This is a genomic window from Ruminococcus sp. RTP21358st1_G6_RTP21358_211008, assembly GCF_040908885.1.
Lineage (GTDB): Bacteria > Bacillota > Clostridia > Lachnospirales > Lachnospiraceae > Blautia_A > Blautia_A faecis.
This window is the reverse complement of sequence record NZ_JBDGDM010000017.1, coordinates 1-20,584: the sequence shown is the minus strand read 5'-3', so window position 1 is coordinate 20,584 and position 20,584 is coordinate 1. Positions and strand designations below refer to the sequence as shown.

The 20,584-nt window shown below is 39.9% G+C and carries 12 protein-coding genes; all 12 read left to right on the top strand.

Going from position 1 to position 20,584, the window contains the following annotated elements; translation table 11 throughout:
• The first annotated feature begins 105 nt into the window (after positions 1 to 105).
• The gene (locus AB5Z12_RS08615) at positions 106 to 1,965 is read left to right on the top strand and encodes a VirD4-like conjugal transfer protein, CD1115 family (protein ID WP_235812411.1); all 1,860 of its coding nucleotides are present in this window, start codon (positions 106 to 108) and stop codon (positions 1,963 to 1,965) included.
• A gap of 241 nt (positions 1,966 to 2,206) precedes the next feature.
• Positions 2,207 to 2,422: a Maff2 family mobile element protein gene (locus tag AB5Z12_RS08610; RefSeq protein ID WP_015524585.1), complete on the top strand. Its 216-nt coding sequence runs from the start codon at positions 2,207 to 2,209 to the stop codon at positions 2,420 to 2,422.
• Positions 2,423 to 2,426: 4 nt separating this feature from the next.
• Positions 2,427 to 3,299, top strand: coding sequence for a VirB6/TrbL-like conjugal transfer protein, CD1112 family (locus AB5Z12_RS08605; protein WP_005426566.1), 873 nt, complete (start codon positions 2,427 to 2,429; stop codon positions 3,297 to 3,299).
• 14 nt (positions 3,300 to 3,313) lie between these two features.
• On the top strand, positions 3,314 to 3,742 hold the full coding sequence (locus AB5Z12_RS08600; protein WP_005426563.1) for a PrgI family protein: 429 nt from the start codon (positions 3,314 to 3,316) through the stop codon (positions 3,740 to 3,742).
• Positions 3,666 to 6,179 (top strand): VirB4-like conjugal transfer ATPase, CD1110 family, encoded by a 2,514-nt coding sequence (locus AB5Z12_RS08595; RefSeq protein ID WP_368357471.1) that lies wholly within the window; start codon positions 3,666 to 3,668, stop codon positions 6,177 to 6,179. Before AB5Z12_RS08600 ends, AB5Z12_RS08595 begins: the two co-directional genes overlap by 77 nt.
• Before the next feature lie 27 nt (positions 6,180 to 6,206).
• Complete coding sequence (locus tag AB5Z12_RS08590) at positions 6,207 to 9,047, top strand: CD1108 family mobile element protein (protein ID WP_368357470.1); 2,841 nt, start codon at positions 6,207 to 6,209, stop codon at positions 9,045 to 9,047.
• Between the two features lie 12 nt (positions 9,048 to 9,059).
• Positions 9,060 to 9,308, top strand: coding sequence for a DUF4315 family protein (locus AB5Z12_RS08585; RefSeq protein ID WP_021652602.1), 249 nt, complete (start codon positions 9,060 to 9,062; stop codon positions 9,306 to 9,308).
• Positions 9,292 to 10,788 carry a CD1107 family mobile element protein gene (locus AB5Z12_RS08580; RefSeq protein ID WP_174088425.1) on the top strand — a complete coding sequence of 499 codons (1,497 nt, stop codon included), beginning with the start codon at positions 9,292 to 9,294 and terminating at the stop codon, positions 10,786 to 10,788. Before AB5Z12_RS08585 ends, AB5Z12_RS08580 begins: the two co-directional genes overlap by 17 nt.
• A 48-nt stretch (positions 10,789 to 10,836) precedes the next feature.
• Complete coding sequence (locus AB5Z12_RS08575; RefSeq protein WP_368357469.1) at positions 10,837 to 12,939, top strand: DNA topoisomerase 3; 2,103 nt, start codon at positions 10,837 to 10,839, stop codon at positions 12,937 to 12,939.
• Positions 12,929 to 19,666 carry a SpaA isopeptide-forming pilin-related protein gene (locus AB5Z12_RS08570; protein ID WP_368357468.1) on the top strand — a complete coding sequence of 2,246 codons (6,738 nt, stop codon included), beginning with the start codon at positions 12,929 to 12,931 and terminating at the stop codon, positions 19,664 to 19,666. Before AB5Z12_RS08575 ends, AB5Z12_RS08570 begins: the two co-directional genes overlap by 11 nt.
• Before the next feature lie 63 nt (positions 19,667 to 19,729).
• Entirely contained in the window at positions 19,730 to 20,200 is a 471-nt protein-coding gene (locus AB5Z12_RS08565) for a helix-turn-helix domain-containing protein (protein ID WP_114002924.1), read from the top strand.
• Between the two features lie 130 nt (positions 20,201 to 20,330).
• Positions 20,331 to 20,432, top strand: a complete 102-nt coding sequence (locus tag AB5Z12_RS08560; RefSeq protein WP_015524590.1) for a putative holin-like toxin — start codon at positions 20,331 to 20,333, stop codon at positions 20,430 to 20,432.
• Positions 20,433 to 20,584: the final 152 nt, after the last annotated feature.

Here is a 20,584-nt window from a genome sequence, read left to right as displayed (position 1 = left end):
CAGCATAAGAAGAAAAGAGGAAAAGTTCAGCATATCAGAGGTTCTCCGAAAAAGAGAAAAATATTTGGAAAAGCTGTTTTTTCTTCAGAGAGTATCCCAGGAAAAATGCTTGCGGATGTGAAAAATCTGATTACGGACAAGGCAAGTGAATTGAAGAGGGCAGATCAGAAAAAGCTGTTTTTAGCTAATTTCCCCTATCTGATGTTTGCTTATTTTTTCAATAAGATTGCCTGGCTGTATAGGGTAAACACCGGAGCAACTTCTTGGGATAAATTGATGAATACCATTACTTATTTTGAACTGGCGTTTCAGAATCTCTGGCCAAGTTTGAATCATATAGATTTGTTGTGTGGAATCGCAGGAGGCGTGGCTGTAAAGTTTATTATTATTTACCGCACGAAAAATGCCAGGAAATATCGGCTGGGTGTGGAGTATGGTTCTGCCAGATGGGGAACAGAAAAAGATATACGACCATATGCTGATCCTGAATTTGAAAATAATATTATTCTCACAGAAACAGAGAGTCTTACTATGTCAAGCAGACCAAAGAATCCGAAATACGCCAGGAATAAAAACATTCTGGTAATTGGCGGTTCCGGTTCTGGAAAAACCAGATTTTTTGTAAAGCCTAACATTATGCAGATGCACAGCTCTTATGTGATTACTGATCCGAAGGGAACTGTGCTTCTGGAAGTTGGCAGTATGCTGGCAAAAGGCAGTCCGATGACGGATGAGAATGGAAAAATCGTGCGGGACAAAGAGGGAAAAGTTATATATGAACCGTATAAAATCAAAGTTTTGAATACAATTAACTTCAAAAAATCCATGCACTATAATCCATTTGTATATATCCGCAGTGAAAAAGATATTCTAAAACTGGTAACAACCATTATTGCTAATACCAAAGGTGAAGGGCAGCAATCAGGTGAGGATTTTTGGGTAAAGGCGGAAAAACTCTATTATTGTGCCTTGATTGGTTATATCTGGTATGAAGGCAGGGAAGAAGAAAAGAATTTTAATACTCTGTTGGAAATGATCAATGTGTCAGAAGCCAGGGAAGATGATGAGAATTTCAAGAATCCAGTAGATCTGATGTTTGATGAACTGGAGCAGAAAGACCCGAACCATTTTGCAGTAAGGCAGTACAAAAAATACAAGCTGGCTGCCGGTAAGACAGCAAAATCTATTCTGATCAGTTGTGGTGCAAGACTCGCACCCTTTGATATTGCGGAACTGCGGGAGCTTATGAGTTATGACGAGCTGGAATTGGATCTGGTTGGTGACAGGAAAACTGCATTGTTTGTTATTATTTCAGATACCGATGATACCTTTAATTTTATTGTTTCTATTATGTACACACAGCTTTTTAATCTGCTCTGTGACAGAGCTGATGATGTATATGGAGGCAGACTTCCAATTCATGTGAGGTGTCTCCTGGACGAGTTTGCGAACATCGGACAAATTCCTAAATTTGAAAAATTGATTGCTACGATTAGAAGCCGGGAAATCTCAGCTTCTATTATTTTGCAGTCAAAGTCTCAGCTTAAGGCAATTTATAAGGATAATGCCGATACCATCGAAGGGAACTGTGATACGACCTTATTCCTGGGGGGAAAGGAAAAAACGACATTAAAGGAAATAGCGGAGATCCTGGGAAAAGAAACCATAGATCTTTATAACACATCGGATACGAGAGGCAGTCAGCGGTCTTATGGAATGAACTACCAGAAAATAGGAAAGGAGTTGATGAGCCAGGATGAAATAGCAGTCATGGACGGAGGAAAATGTATTCTGCAGGTGAGAGGTGTCAGACCATTTTTCTCAAATAAATACGATATTTGCAAACATAAAAACTACAAATATCTGTCCGATTATGACAAAAAGAATATCTTTGATATTGAAAAATATCTGAGTACTAATCTGATACTGAAACCAGAGGATGAAGTGGAACTGTATCAGATGTAACTTCTCGACAAATTGTCGGGAAGTGGATCATGGGAGGAAATCATGAATAATTTGGAAAAAAGGAACAGTCGGTATCCATCGACGAAAATGAATATACCGACTGTACGTGTGAAGAATTTTCCAAGTAGAAAATCCTATGCTTAGTGTAGCACAAAAGGCAGGGTTTATATAGTGTTTTCTTCCCTTTCTGGAAAAAATCTAAGAAAGGACTGGAAAATGTAAGTTTTCCAAAGGTACACTTATGGCATTTTTTACAACGGCAATTACGACCTTAAAAACATTGGTTTGTGCGATCGGAGCCGGACTTGCAGCCTGGGGAGTGATCAATCTGCTGGAAGGATATGGAACGGACAATCCGGGTGCAAAGTCACAAGGAATAAAACAGTTGATGGCGGGCGGTGGCATCGTACTGATTGGAATAAACCTGATTCCACAGCTTGCAACTTTGTTTGGATAAATAAATGGGTGGAATAACCGAAAAAATAACAGAGTTCATAAAGGATCTGCTAACAGGCTGGATCACATCAAACCTGGATACCATGTTCACCGATGTAAATACCAAAGTAGAAACGATTGCTACAGAGGTTGGGAAAACACCCCAAAATTGGAACAGTGGCATTTTTTCCATGATAAAAAATCTGTCGGATAATGTCATTGTCCCCATTGCGGGGATGATTATTACATTTGTACTGTGTTATGAGCTGATTTCCATGATTATGGAAAAAAACAATATGCACGATACGGATACGTTTATGTTTTTCAAATACATTTTTAAGATGTGGGTAGCGGTATATCTGGTTACTCATACTTTTGATATTGCGATGGCAATTTTTGATGTAGCGAATCATGTGGTATCCAATGCTGGCGGTATGATAACCGGTTCCGCATCTATTGATGTTACAGAAGCATTGAAAACGCTTCTTGAAACGCAGATTGAAGATATGGGAATCGGAGAATTACTGGGGCTTGGTCTGGAAACGATGCTGGTCAGTTTATGTCTAAAAATCATATCAGTCCTGATTACCGTCATTTTATATGGACGAATGATAGAAATATATCTTTATGTCTCTGTGGCACCTATTCCGTTTTCAACATTTACGAACAGGGAATGGGGAAGTATTGGAAATAATTATGTGAAGGCATTATTAGCGTTGGGATTCCAGGGATTTTTTATGATGGTATGTGTTGCGATTTATGCAGTTCTGGTAAATGCTATTACAGTTGCGGATAATCTTCATACAGCTATCTGGTCAGTTGCAGCATATACAGTTATTTTATGTTTCAGCCTGTTTAAGACCAGTTCCCTGGCAAAATCAATCTTCAATGCACATTAGGAGGAAACAAGAATATGGCATATGTTCCAGTGCCGAAAGATTTTTCAAAAATAAAGACAAAATTAGCACTGAATTTAACTAAAAGACAAATTATATGTTTTTCTCTGGCAGGAATTTGTGGTGTTCCGGTCTATTTGCTGACAAAAGCAGGACTGGGAACAGATGTGGCAGCAACGCTTATGATCATAGTGATGCTGCCATTTTTCTTTTTTGCAATGTATGAAAAGGATGGATTTCCAGCAGAGAAAATATTGCTTCACATTATCCGGCAGAAATTTTTAAGACCTGGAATCAGGGTCTATCGTTCCCAAAACTTATATGACCGGATTATAGAGTACGATAAATTAGAGAAAGAGGGTGCATGGCTTGAGAAAAAGGCAAAAGAAGCCAGGGAAGCGAGAAATCCGTTCCATTTCCTTAAAAAAGCAGACCGAAAAAAATAAGAAACAGAAAACCGGACTTACGAAAGAAGAAAAAAAGCGTCTGAAAGAACTTCGGATGATAAAAGCGGAGAATCAGAAGAAGAGGAAACCTTTTACAGCGCAGGATACGATTCCATATAAGGAAATATATAAGGATGGTATCTGCAGGACAGATGATAACTATTATTCAAAGATGGTGCAGTTCTACGATATAAATTACCAGTTAGCGCAGAATGATGATAAAGCGGCTATTTTTGAGAACTATTGTGAGTTCCTGAATTCATTTGACAGCTCTGTTGAGGTACAAATTACATTTCTTAATCAACAGGTGAATTTTGATGAGTATGCAAAAAATATTGATATTCCAGAGCAGGATGACTGTTTCAATGATATTCGGAAAGAATATTCGGATATGTTGAAAATGCAGCTTTCCAAAGGAAATAATGGGCTTGTAAAAACAAAATATATTACATTTTCCATTAAGGCGGATAATCTGCGAAATGCAAAATCCAGGCTGGAGAGAATTGAAGCCAGTGTATTGAATAATTTTAAGGTGATGGGAGCCATGGCAGAGCCTTTAAATGGGGTAGAACGTCTGAAAATTCTGCATGATGTGATGAATATGGACACAAAAGAATCTTTCCATTTCCATTATGGGATGGTTGCAAAAACAGGTCTGCAGACAAAAGACTTTATTGCACCTACCGGATTTGATTTTCGCAATGACAGCTATTTTCGGATGGGACAGACTTTTGGATGCGTGTCATATTTACAGATTACATCACCAGAACTTACGGATAAACTGCTGGCAGATCTGCTGGATCTGGAAGAGAATCTTATCATCAATATGCACCTGCGTCCAATTGATCCCAAGGCAGCTATTAAAAGCCTGAAAAGTACGCTGTCAAATATTCAGAAAATGAAAATTGAAGAACAGAAGAAAGCGGTCAGAAGCGGATATGATATGGATATTATTCCAACGGACATTTCTACATACGGAGAGGATGTGGAGGGATTGCTCAATGAAATCCAGTCCAGGAATGAGAAACTTTTTGAACTTACTTTTTTGCTGATGAATACAGCGGACAATAAGAGAAAACTGGACAATATTGTGTATCAGACTGCAGGAATCGCCCAGAAATATAATTGCAATATACGGAGACTTCAATATCAGCAGGAACAGGGACTTGTGGCATCACTACCACTGGGAATGAACCAGACTGGAATACAGAGAATTATGACTACGACTTCTACAGCAATCTTTGTTCCGTTTACCACACAGGAACTTTTCCAAGGCGGTGAAGCTCTTTACTATGGCTTAAATGCACTGTCAAACAATCTCATTATGGTGGATCGGAAACGATTGAAAACACCTAACGGCCTGATTTTGGGTACTCCTGGTTCCGGTAAGAGTTTTGCAACGAAAAGAGAAATTCTCAATGTTTTCCTGATTACAGACGATGACATTATTATCTGTGACCCGGAGGGAGAATATTTTCCGCTGGTAAATGCCTTAAATGGTGAAGTTATTAAAATCAGTGCAAAAAGTAATGATTACATCAATCCTATGGAAGTGAACCTGGAGGTTATTTATCATCCGGAGAAATACAGGATTAATGGCGATGTGGAGGATATTGATACCATTATTGCTGATAAAGCAGAGTTTATCACATCTTTCTGCGAGGTCATTATGAAGAAACCTCAAAATGCAGAATTAAATGGTGATGAGGTTTCCATGATTGACCTGTGTGTAAAAGACATTTATAAAAAATATCTTTACAATGATCCAAAACCGGAAAATATGCCGACTCTGCAGGATTTCTATGAACGTCTGAACTTTTATGCACCAGATAAACCAGCAGCACAGAACATTGCCAACAGTCTGCAGTTGTATGTAACAGGATCGCAGAATGTATTTAACCATCGAAGTAATGTCGATACGCAGAACAGAGTGGTATGCTTTGATATCCGGGAACTTGGAACCACACTACGAAAAGCAGGGATGTTGATTGTCCAGCATATGGTTTGGACAAGAGTATCACAGAACCGCAGCCGTAGGAAATCAACCCGTTATTATGTGGATGAATTTCACCTTTTGCTGAACCAGCCACAGACTGCTAATTATTCTATTGAAATGTGGAAGAGATTTCGTAAGTGGGGTGGAATCATTACAGGAATCAGTCAGAATGTAACAGATTTTCTTGGCTCTCTGGCAGTAGAAAGTATTGTGGGAAACAGTGATTTTATCCTGATGTTAAATCAGCACAGCGGGGATCAGAAGATCCTTGCGGAGAAATTGAATATTTCCAAGCATCAGATTTCTTTTGTAAATAACAGTAATGCAGGAGAAGGGCTGCTTTTTTACGGAAATGTAATCATACCTTTTGCAGACAGATATCCGCAGGATACCAGAACCTATGCTTTGATGAGTACTAAACCGGATGAGATTCAGACTTAACGGACAAAAAAGCAGAGGTGAGGTACATTGGGAAAACAAAAATATACGGCGAAAGAGAAGAAAGTCAGCCGTATGACCAGAAATGGTCTGGTTGAGGAAAATCTTGCAACAAAGGAGACCAGAAAAGTTACAAACAGCGATCAGGAGTTGCCTTATAAACAGAAGGATGTAGAACAGGCATTTATTACTTCTGAAAAGAAGAAAAACTCTCATAAAAAAGCTGAAAAGAAACAATTTTCCGAAAAAGTTCAGGAGGGAAATCCTGCCAAAAAAGAAGAGGCTGCAAACAGTCCTCCGGGAAAACGAAAAACACAGGGACGGTACAGATACCGGGACAAGCCTGCAGGTGTATCTGTGGATTCAGCGGTAGAAATACGTGAGCGCAAAGAAAAACACAGGAGCCAGTATCAGCGACAGAAAAAGAAACAGCAGAGACTGCAGTTTGGAAAACTGGAGACAGATGGAAGTCTGAAGAAAGAAAAGAAAACTTCGGCTGAAACAGATGGAGGACATTTTCAGGCAGAGAAGAATGATGTTTCTACAAACCGAAAAAAAGGAAAGCAGAAATATAGCCGAAAAACAATAAAAACTTATCAGGAAGTGGATAAGGCTGCAAGAAAACAGGAAGCTGAGAGGCAGAACAAAATTCCGAAAGATTCTGTTTATACCAAGAAAACAAATGAGGAACAGAAAGCAAAGGTAAAGTACCATTTATATTTCGACAAAAAAACAGGGAAAACGGATGGTAAAAAGAAAACCTTGTCTTCTGTTCCAAAGAAAGCATTAAAAAATGCAGTATATCAGAAAGCAGGCGAAGACGAAGAGGAAAACAGTGCTGTAGATGCAGCACATAAGCTGGTGCGTTCAGGTGAGTGGATATTACAGGAACATAGCAGTAGAAATATCCGGAAGAACCGCAGTCAGATACATAAAGAAAACCGTTTAGAGAAAAGAGCCTGGAAGAGTGCATCCAGGTATCAATATCAGAAATATCTGGAAGAACATCCAGAGATGCAGAAAAAGCTGATCAGAAAATTAATACAGAAGCAGAGGATTAAGCGAGAGTATCAGATGGCATACCGGGCTGGGAAGATTGCAAAAGAAACAAAAGACACCTCAATCCGGTCAGTAAATCTTGCTACTAAAATTGCAAGAAAGGCACAGGAAGTATTTGTAAGAAATGTAACTACTCTGATCTCAATGGGGTTGTTATTGATTTTGCTTCTTTCCGTAATGACAGGATTTGCTTCCTGTTCGGCTATGTTTTCTAATGGAATTTCTACGGTAATCGCTTCCAGTTACATTGCGGATCCGGACGAAATTGAAAAAGCAGAGTTGTATTATACGCAGTTGGAAGCCAGTCTTCAACAGAAAATAAACCAGATGGAAGCCCGGTATCCAGGAAAAGATGAATACAGATATAACATTGGTGAAATCGGCCATGATCCTCATACATTGATCAGTTATCTGACTGCCAGTTATGGGGATTTTAAGTTTGATGAGATAAAAGGAGAACTGGAAACAATTTTTTCTTTACAGTACGGAATCACCGTAGAGGAAAAAAGTGAAACCCGGCAGGAAACATCTACAATACAGGTAGGGCAGTCATTGGGAAATGTTGTGACCAGTGGATACTGTAATTGTCCCATCTGCTGTGGCGTGTGGAGTGGAGGACCTACTGCTTCAGGGGCAATGCCACAGGCTAATCATACGCTTGCGGTTGATGCTGCAAACCCATTTCTTCCAATGGGGACGAAAGTAGTGATGAATGGGATTGAGTACACCGTAGAAGATACTGGAAACTTTGCCCAGTATGGTGTCCAGTTTGATGTTTATTATGATAATCACGCAGTAGCTGAGGCACATGGTCATCAGACCTGGGAATGTTTTCTGGCAGAGGGCAATCAGAACTCTGTGGAAGTTACCCGTACAGTAACTGCAGATGTACTGAATGTTTCTGTTCAGGCAAAACCGCTTAGAAGTGTTATTCTGTCCAGAATGGAAGAGGATGAGCAGGAAATTTATGAAGAGGTCTATTCCAACAGAGGAAATTTACAGACATATAAAACTCCGGTTGAGTTAAACTGGTATGCCTATATCAGTATCTATTATGGGTATTCTGTAAACAATGGAACCGGGCAGACACAACTTCACAGAGGTGTGACGATTAATGTACGACAGGGAACAGAAGTGAAGTCAGCGATGAATGGTTTTGTTGTAGATGTAGGATATAGCGGAACTTTTGGAAATTATGTAGTTACGCAGGATAAAAAAGGTGTGCAGATTAAATACGCTTATCTGCAGAGCATTTCGGTAGCAAATGGTCAGGAAGTAACAACAGATACTGTAATTGGTACAACGGGAAGTACAGGAAGTGCAACCGGAAGCCAGTTATATTTGGAACTGGTCAAAGATGGGGAATATTATAATCCTGTTTTTTATATCAGTACCGGAGATAGCGGGCTGTATGGTGGAGGCGGCAGTTATGATGATGAGACTGTGCGGAGATTATTTGCGGAAGCAGACAAATATCTTGGTATGCCGTATGTATGGGGCGGTTCCAGCCCGGAGACTTCTTTTGACTGTTCTGGTTTTGTAAGCTATGTGTTTACCAATTCGGGTGTCTGCAATATGGGAAGACTTACTGCACAGGGAATTTATGACATTTGTATGCCTGTATCACCAGAAGAAGCAAGGCCAGGAGATATTATCTTTTTCACTGGGACGTATGATGCGGGAGAGCCGGTTACCCACGTAGGAATTTATGCCGGAGATGGACAGATGATCCATTGTGGAAATCCAATTCAGTATACGTCCATTAATTCTGCATACTGGCAGTCTCATTTTTATGCTTTTGGCAGGCCATAAGGAGGGGCGTATTTGAACATTGAACGAATAAAAGAAGAACTTGCAAGAACCTACGTTAAGATTGAAAAGCTACAGAAAAAAGCAAGGGATCTGGAAGAACAGAAGAAACAGGCAGAGGATATGGAGTATCTGAAAATTATCCGAAGCAATGGAGTTTCCGCAGAGGAACTTCAGTTGATGATTGATATCAGCAAGGAGGAACAAAAAAAGATATTGGAAACCAGAGAAAAGGAGCAGACAGAAAATGAAGAAATTTCATAAAAGAGCAGCTGTATTTTTAACCGCAGCTACGTTAGCAGGACTTCCAGCAGGAGCTTTCTTTTATAGTTCGCCCGGAAGTCTGACTGTATGGGCAGATAATGTAGAAGTGGAATCATCAGAAGAAAGCAGCCCGGAAGATGTTGATTTTTCAGATGGATCAGAAGCTGAAATTCTTGCAGATCCGGTGGAACAGGCACAGGAAGATGCAGGAAATGATATGACGGAAACACCGGAAGTAGGGATTACCTTTACAGAACCCGAAGGCTGGCAGACAGATACGGCAACTGTAAAAATTCAAGTGGAAGATACAAAGAATACAGGTGCTTTTTCTATTGCAAAAGTAGAAGCAAGACTTTCAGAAAATGGAGGATGGTCAGACATAACCGGAAATATGGAAGTATCCATCTCTTCTAATTGTAGTGTTTATGTGAGAGTTACTGATCAGAATGGAAATACTTATGAGCAGAATCGTTACATAGAGTGTTTTGATAAAACCAAACCAACTATTATTGCGGCTGCGAAGAATGGGATACTGATCGTGCAGGGAGTTGATGCGGAATCGGGAATTGCTGCTTTGTATGTCAATGGAAATGAATTCACAGAACTGACGAATAATACATTAAATGTCCGTTTGCAAAAAGCGGATACTTCCTATGAATACTTTACCCTGCAGGCAAAAGACAAAGCAGGAAATATGTCAGAGATCTATAAAGTAGGAAACCCTTATTATGAAAATCCAGATGCAGTAAAAGAGAATACAGAGGTTTCCGGAACGGAGCAGAATGCAGCTTCTTTGCCAGCCGATGGAACTGCAAGTAAGCCCACCAGTGCTACGGCAACCGTAACGGAACATCAGACAACGAACGAGACTGCTACTGCACCAACAGAGCCAGAAAACACAGGAAATGAAACGGATACAGAAGCAGATACCGGACGGGTGCAGGGAGAAAGTTCTGCTTCCGGCATGACAACAGGAACAGTTCAGGACAAAGGGGGAAAGGAATTTTATACGATCAAGACAAAAAGTGATAAGGTTTTTTATCTGATTGTAGATAAGGATAAAACGGATGAAAATGTTTATCTTCTTACAGAGGTAGGCGAAAATGATCTTTTGAACTTTACGGATACCAACATGGTCACACTTCCACAAAACCAGGCTATTGCAGAATCCGCACTGCCACTTGAAACAGAGAAGATCACAGAGATACCGGAACCAGAAGTTACGATCATACCGGAAGAAAAGGAAGAACCTGAGAAGAAAAGCAATAATTCCGGCACGATTTTATTAATGCTGCTGGTTCTGGCAGGAGTTTGTGGTGCTTACTATTATTGGAAATTTATGAAAGGAAGAAATACTTCTTTTGATTATGAAGAGGACGAGGACGACGATGAGGAGGAAGATACAATTCGTGAGGATGATGAAGAATTAGAAGAATATGAAATGGAAGGTGAAGTAGAAGACGAAGAATCAGAGGAATAACTTTGTTTCACTTAATTACAGCGACAGGTGCAGAAAGGAGATAGAAAATTGCAGCTTGTAATTGCGGAAAAACCCAGCGTAGCCAGAAACATTGCGAAGGTGCTTCATGCCACAAACGTAAAAGATGGCTACCTGGAAGGAAAAGAATATCTGGTTTCCTGGTGTATTGGGCATTTGATTGAACTGGCCAGTGCAGATCAGTACCGGGATGACTGGAAAGCATGGAAATATGAAACACTTCCCATGATTCCGGAGAATTGGAAATATCAGATTAAAGAAAGTACCAAAGGGCAGTTTCGGGTTTTAAAGGAACTGCTTCACAGAGCAGATATCACAGAAGTTATATGTGCAACAGATGCAGGAAGAGAAGGGGAGTTGATTTTCCGTCTGGTATATAACCAGGCAGAATGTAAACTTCCCTTTAAAAGACTGTGGATTTCTTCCATGGAGGAAAAAGCAATTCTGGAAGGATTTCAGCAGCTGAAAGATGGACATGAATATGATGATCTTTATTATTCTGCAGTGGCGCGAAGTGAAGCAGACTGGCTGGTAGGAATTAATGCCACCAGACTGTTTACGGTACTGTATCACCATCGGTTGATTGTAGGTCGGGTGCAGACACCTACACTTGCAATGCTGGTGGAACGGGAAAAGAGCATCGAGAACTTCCAGAAAGAGAAGTATTATCTGGTTCATCTTCTGATGGATGGATTGGATGCTGTAAGCAACCGGATAAAAGAGAAAAGTGCTGCCGTTCAGATGATGGAGGATATGAAGGATGAAACTGCACAGATTCTTTCAGTAAAGAAAGAGAAGAAAAAGGTACAGCCGCCGAAATTATATGATCTGACCACATTACAGAGGGAAGCAAATCGTCTTCTTGGATTTACGGCACAGCAAACCTTGGACTATACCCAAAGCCTTTATGAGAAGAAACTGGTGACGTATCCAAGGGCGGATAGCCAATATCTTACAGATGATATGGAAGAAAATGCTCTTCTGGTTGTCGGGGCAGTAAATAGTATGTTTCCTGAAATGTCAATAAAGGGTTCAGAACCAGATATAAAGAGACTTTTGAACAGTAAAAAGGTATCAGATCATCATGCAATTATACCAACGGTAGAAATTACAAACATGGATTTAAAAGCACTTCCGGGTGGAGAAAAGGAAATTCTCATGCTGATTGCATCAAAGTTATTATGTGCATCGGAACAGGAATACATATATGAGAGTATTAAGACTGAAATTTCCTGTCATGGAGAACTGTTTACTGCATCTGGAAAGAATGTTCTCCAATATGGATGGAAAGAAGTGGAAGAACGGTTCTTTAAATCATATGGGAAAAATGCAGAAAAGCCAGAAGAGGAGGAAAGTGATTTTCCAGATATAAAAATAGGACAGGTATTTGAATGTGTTGTTGTAAAATTTAGTGAATATTTTACAGCACCGCCGAAACATTATACGGAGGATACGCTCCTTAGTGCCATGGAACACGCTGGAAGCTCGGATACGATAGAAGACGCAGAGAGAAAAGGGCTTGGAACTCCGGCTACCAGGGCAGCGATTATTGAAAAACTGATTGAGAAAGGCTTTATTGAGCGTAAAAAGAAGCAGATATTACCTACAGCAGATGGAAGAAATCTGATCAGGATTCTTCCGGAAATGATCAAATCACCAAAACTTACAGCAGAATGGGAAAATGATCTGACACTGATTTCCAGAGGCCAGAAAAATGTAGAAGAATTTCTCTTCGAAATTGAAAAAATGGTTACCAAATTGGTAAGTGATAATGGACAGCCAGTGGAAGAATACCAGAAACTATTTTCAGATGGTCGGAAAGAAATTGGAAAATGCCCAAGATGCGGCAATAAGGTTTATGTGGGAAAGAGAAATTATTATTGTTCAGGAAGTGATTGCAGTTTTACTTTATGGAAAAATAACCGATTTTTTGAGAGTCAGGGAAAAACACTTGATGAAGCAACTGTCAGGAAGCTGCTGAGTGAGAAGCAGGTGCATTTCAAAGATCTGGTATCAGAGAAAACAAAAAGGAAGTATGAAGCAACTATAAAGATGGAGGTTTCAGAAACCGAAAATCCAAAGTTTCAGTTGATTTTCCCGGAACGGAAGAAAGGAAAAAAGAATGAAGAATAAAAAAAATATGAGAAGATTTTTGTCGGGATTCTTGGCAATGCTTACAGTGTTATCTACAATTCTATCTCCAATACTGTCCTATGCGGCAGATGTAGTGCCAGTGCCAGAAGAGCCACCGTTATACGAAGAGGTAAAAAATGAACTTGATGCAGATGAGGTGGTAAAAGCAAAAGATCTGGAACTGGAAACAGGCAGTATTTTTGAAGTGGAGAAAGATTTTACCGGACTGGAAATACCAGATGAAAAAAAGGTGAAGATCACTTTCCATGAGGCAAAAAATGAGGAAAAGCAGGACTTTACAACAGATTACGAAGATACATACAAAGCTGTTTATTATGTAGAGCCAGTAAGTGGCCACCCAATTTATCAGATCAATCGTAAGCTGATTGTAAAGGAAGCGGTGGTGCAGGTTGCTGAATCTGAGAATCAGGAATCTGTAAGCAACCAGGAAGATGAGAATGAAGCAGAAGGCGAGGAACCAGCCATAGGCACTGCAGAGAGTGAAGAACCTGTGCAGGATGAGGTAAATGTAGAAATTCCGTCAGAGGATGAAATCTATGAAGAAGTAACTCCGACAGAAATTCCGGTTGAGGAAGAGCCAATAGATACACCAATCCCGGAAAACCCGTCTGAGGAAGTTTCAACAGAAGAACCTGCCATAGATGATAATCCGGATACAGACAGCACATTTGAAGAAATTACAGATACAGATCCGGAAGAAATGCCAGAGGTGACAGACGACTCTTTTACAGATGGAACAGAGAAAACAGAAGATGCAGATGGAAATTATCAGGTAAATATTGTTCGTGGAGAAGAATTTCATATTGAGCTGAACCATGAAGATGGACAGTATCAGCCAGGAGAAACCGTTGTATTTTCCGGAGATATGCCGCAAGGCAGCTTAATTGCAGTAGGAACAACAAAAGTACAGGCAAACCAGACAGAGAATACAGAAGATTTATTGTATTCAGAGGTGACTTATCACGAAGAATCGGATAAATTCAGTTTTGAAATGCCAGCAGATGACATTGATCTAAGTGTTTCCATGGATCAGGCAGAAAACGGTATCATGTTACTTGCAACCGATACTCCATGGGATGATGCAACAAATATTGAAGCAAATAAATATTACTATTATTCAGATGGCCAGCTTCATCCGTTTGATACAGTTATGGGACAGGGTGGAAATGACAGCTACAAATATGTTCGTTACAAAGCAGACGGAAAGACTTATACAGTAAATGCGTATTGTATGCAGCACTCCATGCAGTCACCTCCAAGTGGGACAACATATAAAAATATGGTTGAACTGGATGAGGGCGGTGATGATAAATATCTGAGAAAAGCCTTATTCTATGGATATGGCGGTCCTGGATGGGGACATACATTCAATGGATACAATATAAAATCCATCATGGAAAAATATGGATGCAGTTCTGAGACAAGAGCCATGCAGCATTATCTGGTTGATTATTTGTATGATGGCGAATCCGGATTTGGAGGTGCGCTTTCTACAACAGCGAAAAATATGCTGAAAGAGATTAAAGCAGCTCTTGCTAAAATGCCTGATCCGACAGCAATGAAACTTCTTCCAGGACTTTCCGTTAATGCAACGGGAAAGGAAACAGAAAGTTTTACCTGGAAGGCAAATGAAGCATTTACCATTACCATTCATCTGGAGAACGGAGTAAGCCTTGTTAATGAAACCACAGGAAAAACGGCATCTGGAAATGTCACTGTAAAGGGTGGAGAGAAATTCCATCTTGTAGCTACAACAGCCAATATGGGTAGCCTGAAAGGAAAGTATGCGATCACATCTAATTTCCCTTTGGATTTCCATGCAATGCTCTTAAAATTGGAGAGTTCACAGGACATTGGTTTTGGCTACTATACAGATTCCTCTGACCTGCAGATTACAGTTGACTGGCCGGAAGAAGCAGTTATTGAAATTACAAAGAAAGATGGCGATACTGGAAAAAATCTGGCCGGAGCCGTGTATGGAGTATATAGTGATAACGCCTGCACAAAGCTGATTGTTAAGATGCCGCCAACAGACAGCAATGGTTCTTCACGTGTAACTCTTACCAAGACACAGGATACTGTTTACTTAAAAGAAATCACAGCACCGGAAGGTTATGTTGTCCAGGCTTCTTCGTATGGAGTGAAATTAGTAGTTGGCAGTACAACCAAACAGACTGTAACGGACAAAGAGCAGAAAGGAAATCTGACCGTTTATAAAGAGGGAGAAGTTTTTGTAGGAGCTGTATCTGATGAAAATGGAACTTCATTCCAGTATGAGAAACGCCGTCAGAAAGGAGCCGTTTATAACGTATATGCTGCCGAGGATATTGTAACAGCAGGTGGAAAAACAGTTTACAAAAAAGGCGCAGAAGTAGCGAAAAATCTGATCACAGGTGAGAACGGTTCTGTAACGGTAAAGAATCTTCCGCTTGGAAGCTATAATGTAACAGAAGCACAGGCTCCGGAAAATTTTTATAATGCAAAAGAAACAAAAAAAGTAACCATTTCTTATGCAGGGCAGACTGCAGAAGCGGCTTTCTCAGAGACTACCTTTACAAATGACCGTCAGAAAGCAGTGGTGCAGGTGATAAAGAAAGACAAAGATACTGAAAATACACTATCCGGAGGGCATTTTGCTCTGTTTGCAGCGCAGGATATGAAAACTGTAGATGGAAAAGTAGCGGTAAAAAAAGATGCTCTGATTGAGACTGCAATTACTGGTTCTGATGGAAAAGCAGCATTTACAGCAGATCTTCCAGTGGGATTTTCTTATTATGTGAAAGAAGTACAGGCTCCGGCGGGCTATGTCAGAAATGAGAAAGATATTTATTCTTTCCAGTTCAATTATACCAATGATGAGCAGGCAAATATTTCTTTCAGTCATACTTTTGTAAATGACAGGATCAGTGCTGCAATCAATTTAAATAAAAAAGATGCCGAGACAAAAGAAAATAAGGCGCAGGGAGATGCTTCCCTGGAAAATGCGGTGTATGGACTTTATGCAAGAAACGATATTACCCATCCAGATGGAAACACCGGTGTTATTTATAAAGCCGGAAGCCAAATCGGTACGCTGACCACAGATAAAGAGGGAAAAGCAAGGATAGAGAATCTTTATCTTGGAGAGTATTATATCAAGGAAATTACCCCTTCCGTAGGATATCTGACAGATGAGAATGAATATGACCTTGTATGCAGTGATGAAGGTGATCTGACAGCGGTTGTAGAAAAAGAATGTACTTCGATGGAAACTGTAAAAAAACAGCCGTTTGAACTTATTAAAGCTGCCAATAATGGAGATACAGATGCTGCATTATTATCCGGAGCTGGATTTAGTGCATATCTGGTATCTTCTTTGGTGGTAAAAGAGGATGGAAATTATGATTTTTCCTCTGCAGAGCCAGTTGTGATCGGTGAAAATGGAGCAACGGAAATTTTTACAAATGAGAAAGGCTATGTAAAATCCATTGCAATTCCATATGGAACATATCTGGTGAGAGAAACTACAACACCCCATAATTACAAACCTGTAGATGATTTTATTGTCCGGATTACAGAGAATAAACCAACAGAGCCGCAGACATGGAGAGTTCTTTTGGATAAAGAATTTTCTGCAAAACTGAAAATTATCAAACAGGATGATGAGACTAAAAAATCTGTTCTAATTCCGGGAACAGAGTTTAAAATTTATGATATGGATCATCAAAAATATGTAGAGCAGGTAACTACATACCCGACAACCGTTACACATGTCTCTTATTTCACAGATACAGATGGATATCTGATCCTGCCGCAGAATTTAAAAATCGGTCATTATAGAATCGAAGAGGTAACAGCACCGGACGGTTATACCATTAACAAAAATTATGTCGAAATACAGGTGGACACCAATACCCTGTATCAGACTGATCCGGTATCAGGTGATGCAATCATTGAAGTTGTATATGAGAATCATCCGGTAAAAGGAAAACTCACTGTACAGAAAAAAGGAGAGGTTCTTTCGACCTATAAGAATGATTTTAAGTATGAAGTTCAGAATCTTTCCGGTGCAGTATATGAAGTGTATGCTGCAGAGGATATTTATACAGCTGATTTCCAGAAAGATGATACAGGAAAAAGAATCCTGGAATATGCAAAGGGTGCAAAAGTTGCAGAACTGACAACGGATGAATCCGGAAAAGCAGATCTTGATAATCTGCCTTTAGGAGAATACAAAGTGGTAGAAAAGACTGCACCAGAGGGATTTGTATTAAATAAAGAAGAACAGAAAATTTCTTTCGTCTATGCAGACCAGGATACACCAGTGATCTCACAGAGTGCAGAGTTTATAAATGACCGCCAGAAAGTAGAAGTGTCAGTTGTGAAAAAAGATGCTGAAAATGAGAAAGGGCTTTCTGGAGCAGAGTTTGGTCTTTACGCAAAAGAGGATATAAAAGCAGGGGATAAGGTACTGGTAAAAGCAGACGAACTGCTTACAAAAGCGGTAACAGGTGAAGATGGAAAAGCTGTTTTTGAGCAGGATCTGCCATTTGGAACTTATTATATAAAAGAACTGGCAGCACCAGATGGTTTTGTATCTTCTGATGAGCAGATTGAGGTGACTGCGAAATATCAGGGACAGGAAGTAAAAACAGTAAAACTGGAAACCGTTTTTAAGAATGAGCCGACAACAACTGAATTTACGAAATCAGATATTACAACAGGTGTGGAACTTGACGGAGCAACACTGACGATTTTGGATTCAGACGGAAAAGAAGTAGAAAAATGGACTTCTGTAAAAGGAAAAGCTCATGTAATAAAGAGACTTCATGTGGGAGAAAATTACACACTTCGGGAAGAGTTTGCACCATATGGTTATCTGCAGGCAGAGGAAGTGAAATTTACAGTTTCTGATACTGCAGATGTTCAAAAAGTAGAAATGAAGGATGCTGTTCCGGTTGGACGAATCATCATCAATAAAAAAGGTGAATTTGTCAAAGAAGTTACCTGGAAAGATATGCTGGCAGGCGGCATGGACGCAGCATTTGGTTATGTTACAGGTTCTTTGAAAGATGTTACTTTTGAAATTTATGCAGCGGAAGACATCAAGGCTGCAGATGGGGAAAGCAGTGATTATTATAAAAAGGATGAACTGGTAGCAACAATTACGACAGACGCTCTTGGATATGCAAGATCAGAAGATCTTCCTTTAGGAAAATACTATGTAAAAGAAAAAGAAACTGCAGATGGATATGTTCTGGATGGGGAAATCAGAGAGGTTGATCTGACTTATCGTGATCAAAATACTCCAGTTGTGACTTATGATGAGGACTGGCAGAATAACCGCCAGAAAGCAAAAGTAACTGTAGTTAAGAAAGAAAAAAATACAGACCGTGTTCTGGAAGGCGGAGTATTTGCACTTTATACAAAGAATGATATTTTAAATGCAGAAGGCGAAGTGATTCTGAAAGCAGATACCATGATCGAGCAGAAAGCTACGGATCAGGATGGAAGAATTGTATTTACGGCAGATCTTCCAATCAATGGCAGCTACTATGTAAAAGAAGTGCAGGCTCCTGCTGGATTTGTGACAACAGAAGAAATCAAGAAATTTGACTTTACTTATGCGGGAGAAGAGGTTGCAGAAGTATCCTTTGAGTTCACTTATGAAGATGAGCCAACTACTTTTGAAATCACAAAATCAGATATTACAACCGGGGAAGAATTACCAGGTGCAAAACTGAAAGTATCCGATTCAGAGGGAAACGTTGTGGATGAGTGGACTTCCGGAAGCACACCACACATCATTAAGGAACTGGAAGTTGGAAAGAAATATACATTAACAGAGACAATTCCTGCTGATGGTTATGCAACTGCAGAATCCATTACGTTTGTAGTAGAAAATACTGCAGATATACAGAAAGTAGAAATGCAGGATGATACAACAAAAATTCTGATCAGTAAAGTTGATATGACAGATGGAAGCAGCGAGGTCAAAGGTGCTAAACTGTATATTCTTAATGAAAACCAGGAAGTTATGGAAAGCTGGACATCTGGTGATCAGCCCCATTATGTAGAGAAACTTTCAGTCGGCACTTATACGTTGTTGGAGGAAACAGCACCGAAAGGCTATATTGTGGCAAATAAAGTGACATTTGAGGTTAAGGACACCGGAGATGTTCAGGGAGCCAAAATGGAAGATGAACAGGCAATGGGCAAGGTAATCTTAAATAAAACGGATAAAGATACCAAGAAGCCAATGAAAGGTGTAGAATTTGCCCTTTGTGACAGCAAAGGTAAAGTTCTGGAAACTCTGGTAACAGACAGTGCTGGCCATGCAGAATCAAAGAATTATCCGATTGCGACTTTTAAGAATGGGCAGTATAAAAAAGCAATCACATATATCCTGAAAGAAACAAAAACACTGGATGGCTATCAGCTTGATGAAACCGAGCATAAGATTCAGTTTGAATATGTCAATGACCGTACTCCTGTGATTGAATATACTCTGGATCTGACAAATAAGAAAGCTCCGGAAAAAGACACTCCGGAAACATCAGAAAACCAGGGAGTCAGCACTCCTGGTTCCCATGGTTCTGATGCGACTTCTGTATCCAATTCACCAAAAACAGGAGATAATACAAATATTGCTATTTTTGTGCTGGCACTTGCAGTATCAGCAGGATGTCTGGGAACTGTAGTGACAGTTAAGAGAAAACGCAAATGATAATATAAATAGTGTTCTGGGGCTGTGGTTACTGCACAGCCCCATTTTGAAAAGGAGAAGAAATTGAAATTAGGAGCAAGAATAAGAAAAATCCGTATGTTTCGCAACATAACTCAAAAGGAATTGGGACGCAGATTAGGATATGGGGAAAGTAGTGCGGATGTGAGAATCGCCCAATATGAAAGTGGACAGCGTACACCGAAGCAGGAAACGCTTATCCGGATAGCAGAAATATTGGAAGTTGATGTCCGAAATTTTTTAAGTCCTGGAATTGCGACAATGGACGAATTAATGGAAACTTTATTCTGGATGGATGAAGAAAATAGAGGGCTTTTTCATCTGTTCCTGCTAAATGATTCAGAAAGTGAAATAGTTGGAATTACAATGAGGGATAAAAAAACAATGTCTTATCTGCAGGAATGGATGGGGAAAAAGCAGAAATTGGGCGATGGAAGAATCACAGAAGAGGAATATCTGGAATGGAAACTGCATTGGCCAGAGAATAAGAGAAAAACAGAATATAAAACCGTATGAAGTAAAAAGGAATTGCTTTGCGGAGAGTTACCTGTTAGAATATTACTGGAGTAACCGTGTACAGGGTTGGTAAAAACCTCCTGGATTTTCAGATTCCGTTAAGGGATACAGAAGAAGGGAGGTGGAGCGAATGGATACATACGAAGTCTTGAGCTTATTGTTCTTAGGCGGTACGTTTCTGATTGCTTTGCTTGCCTATTTGGATAATAGGGACAACAAGCGAAAAAAATAGCCTACCCTGTCTGCCAACAGGATAGGCAGCTCTCTTTGAGAGCAAAATAAATTAAAACCTAATCCAGGAGCATCCTGATATGCCCCTTGTCAAGTAGACAGGTGAAATATCTAAAGGTAATCGAGTAGGAGGCGGTGACTAACCGCCGTCCT

Excerpts from the sequence above, each read along its gene's own strand:
- AB5Z12_RS08570 (WP_368357468.1), top strand. The coding sequence starts at position 12,929 with ATGAAGAATAAAAAAAATATGAGAAGATTTTTGTCGGGATTCTTGGCA.
- AB5Z12_RS08580 (WP_174088425.1), top strand. The coding sequence starts at position 9,292 with ATGAAGAAATTTCATAAAAGAGCAGCTGTATTTTTAACCGCAGCTACG.
- AB5Z12_RS08600 (WP_005426563.1), top strand. The coding sequence starts at position 3,314 with ATGGCATATGTTCCAGTGCCGAAAGATTTTTCAAAAATAAAGACAAAA.
- AB5Z12_RS08605 (WP_005426566.1), top strand. The coding sequence starts at position 2,427 with ATGGGTGGAATAACCGAAAAAATAACAGAGTTCATAAAGGATCTGCTA.
- AB5Z12_RS08610 (WP_015524585.1), top strand. The coding sequence starts at position 2,207 with ATGGCATTTTTTACAACGGCAATTACGACCTTAAAAACATTGGTTTGT.
- AB5Z12_RS08560 (WP_015524590.1), top strand. The coding sequence starts at position 20,331 with ATGGATACATACGAAGTCTTGAGCTTATTGTTCTTAGGCGGTACGTTT.
- AB5Z12_RS08615 (WP_235812411.1), top strand. The coding sequence starts at position 106 with ATGCTTGCGGATGTGAAAAATCTGATTACGGACAAGGCAAGTGAATTG.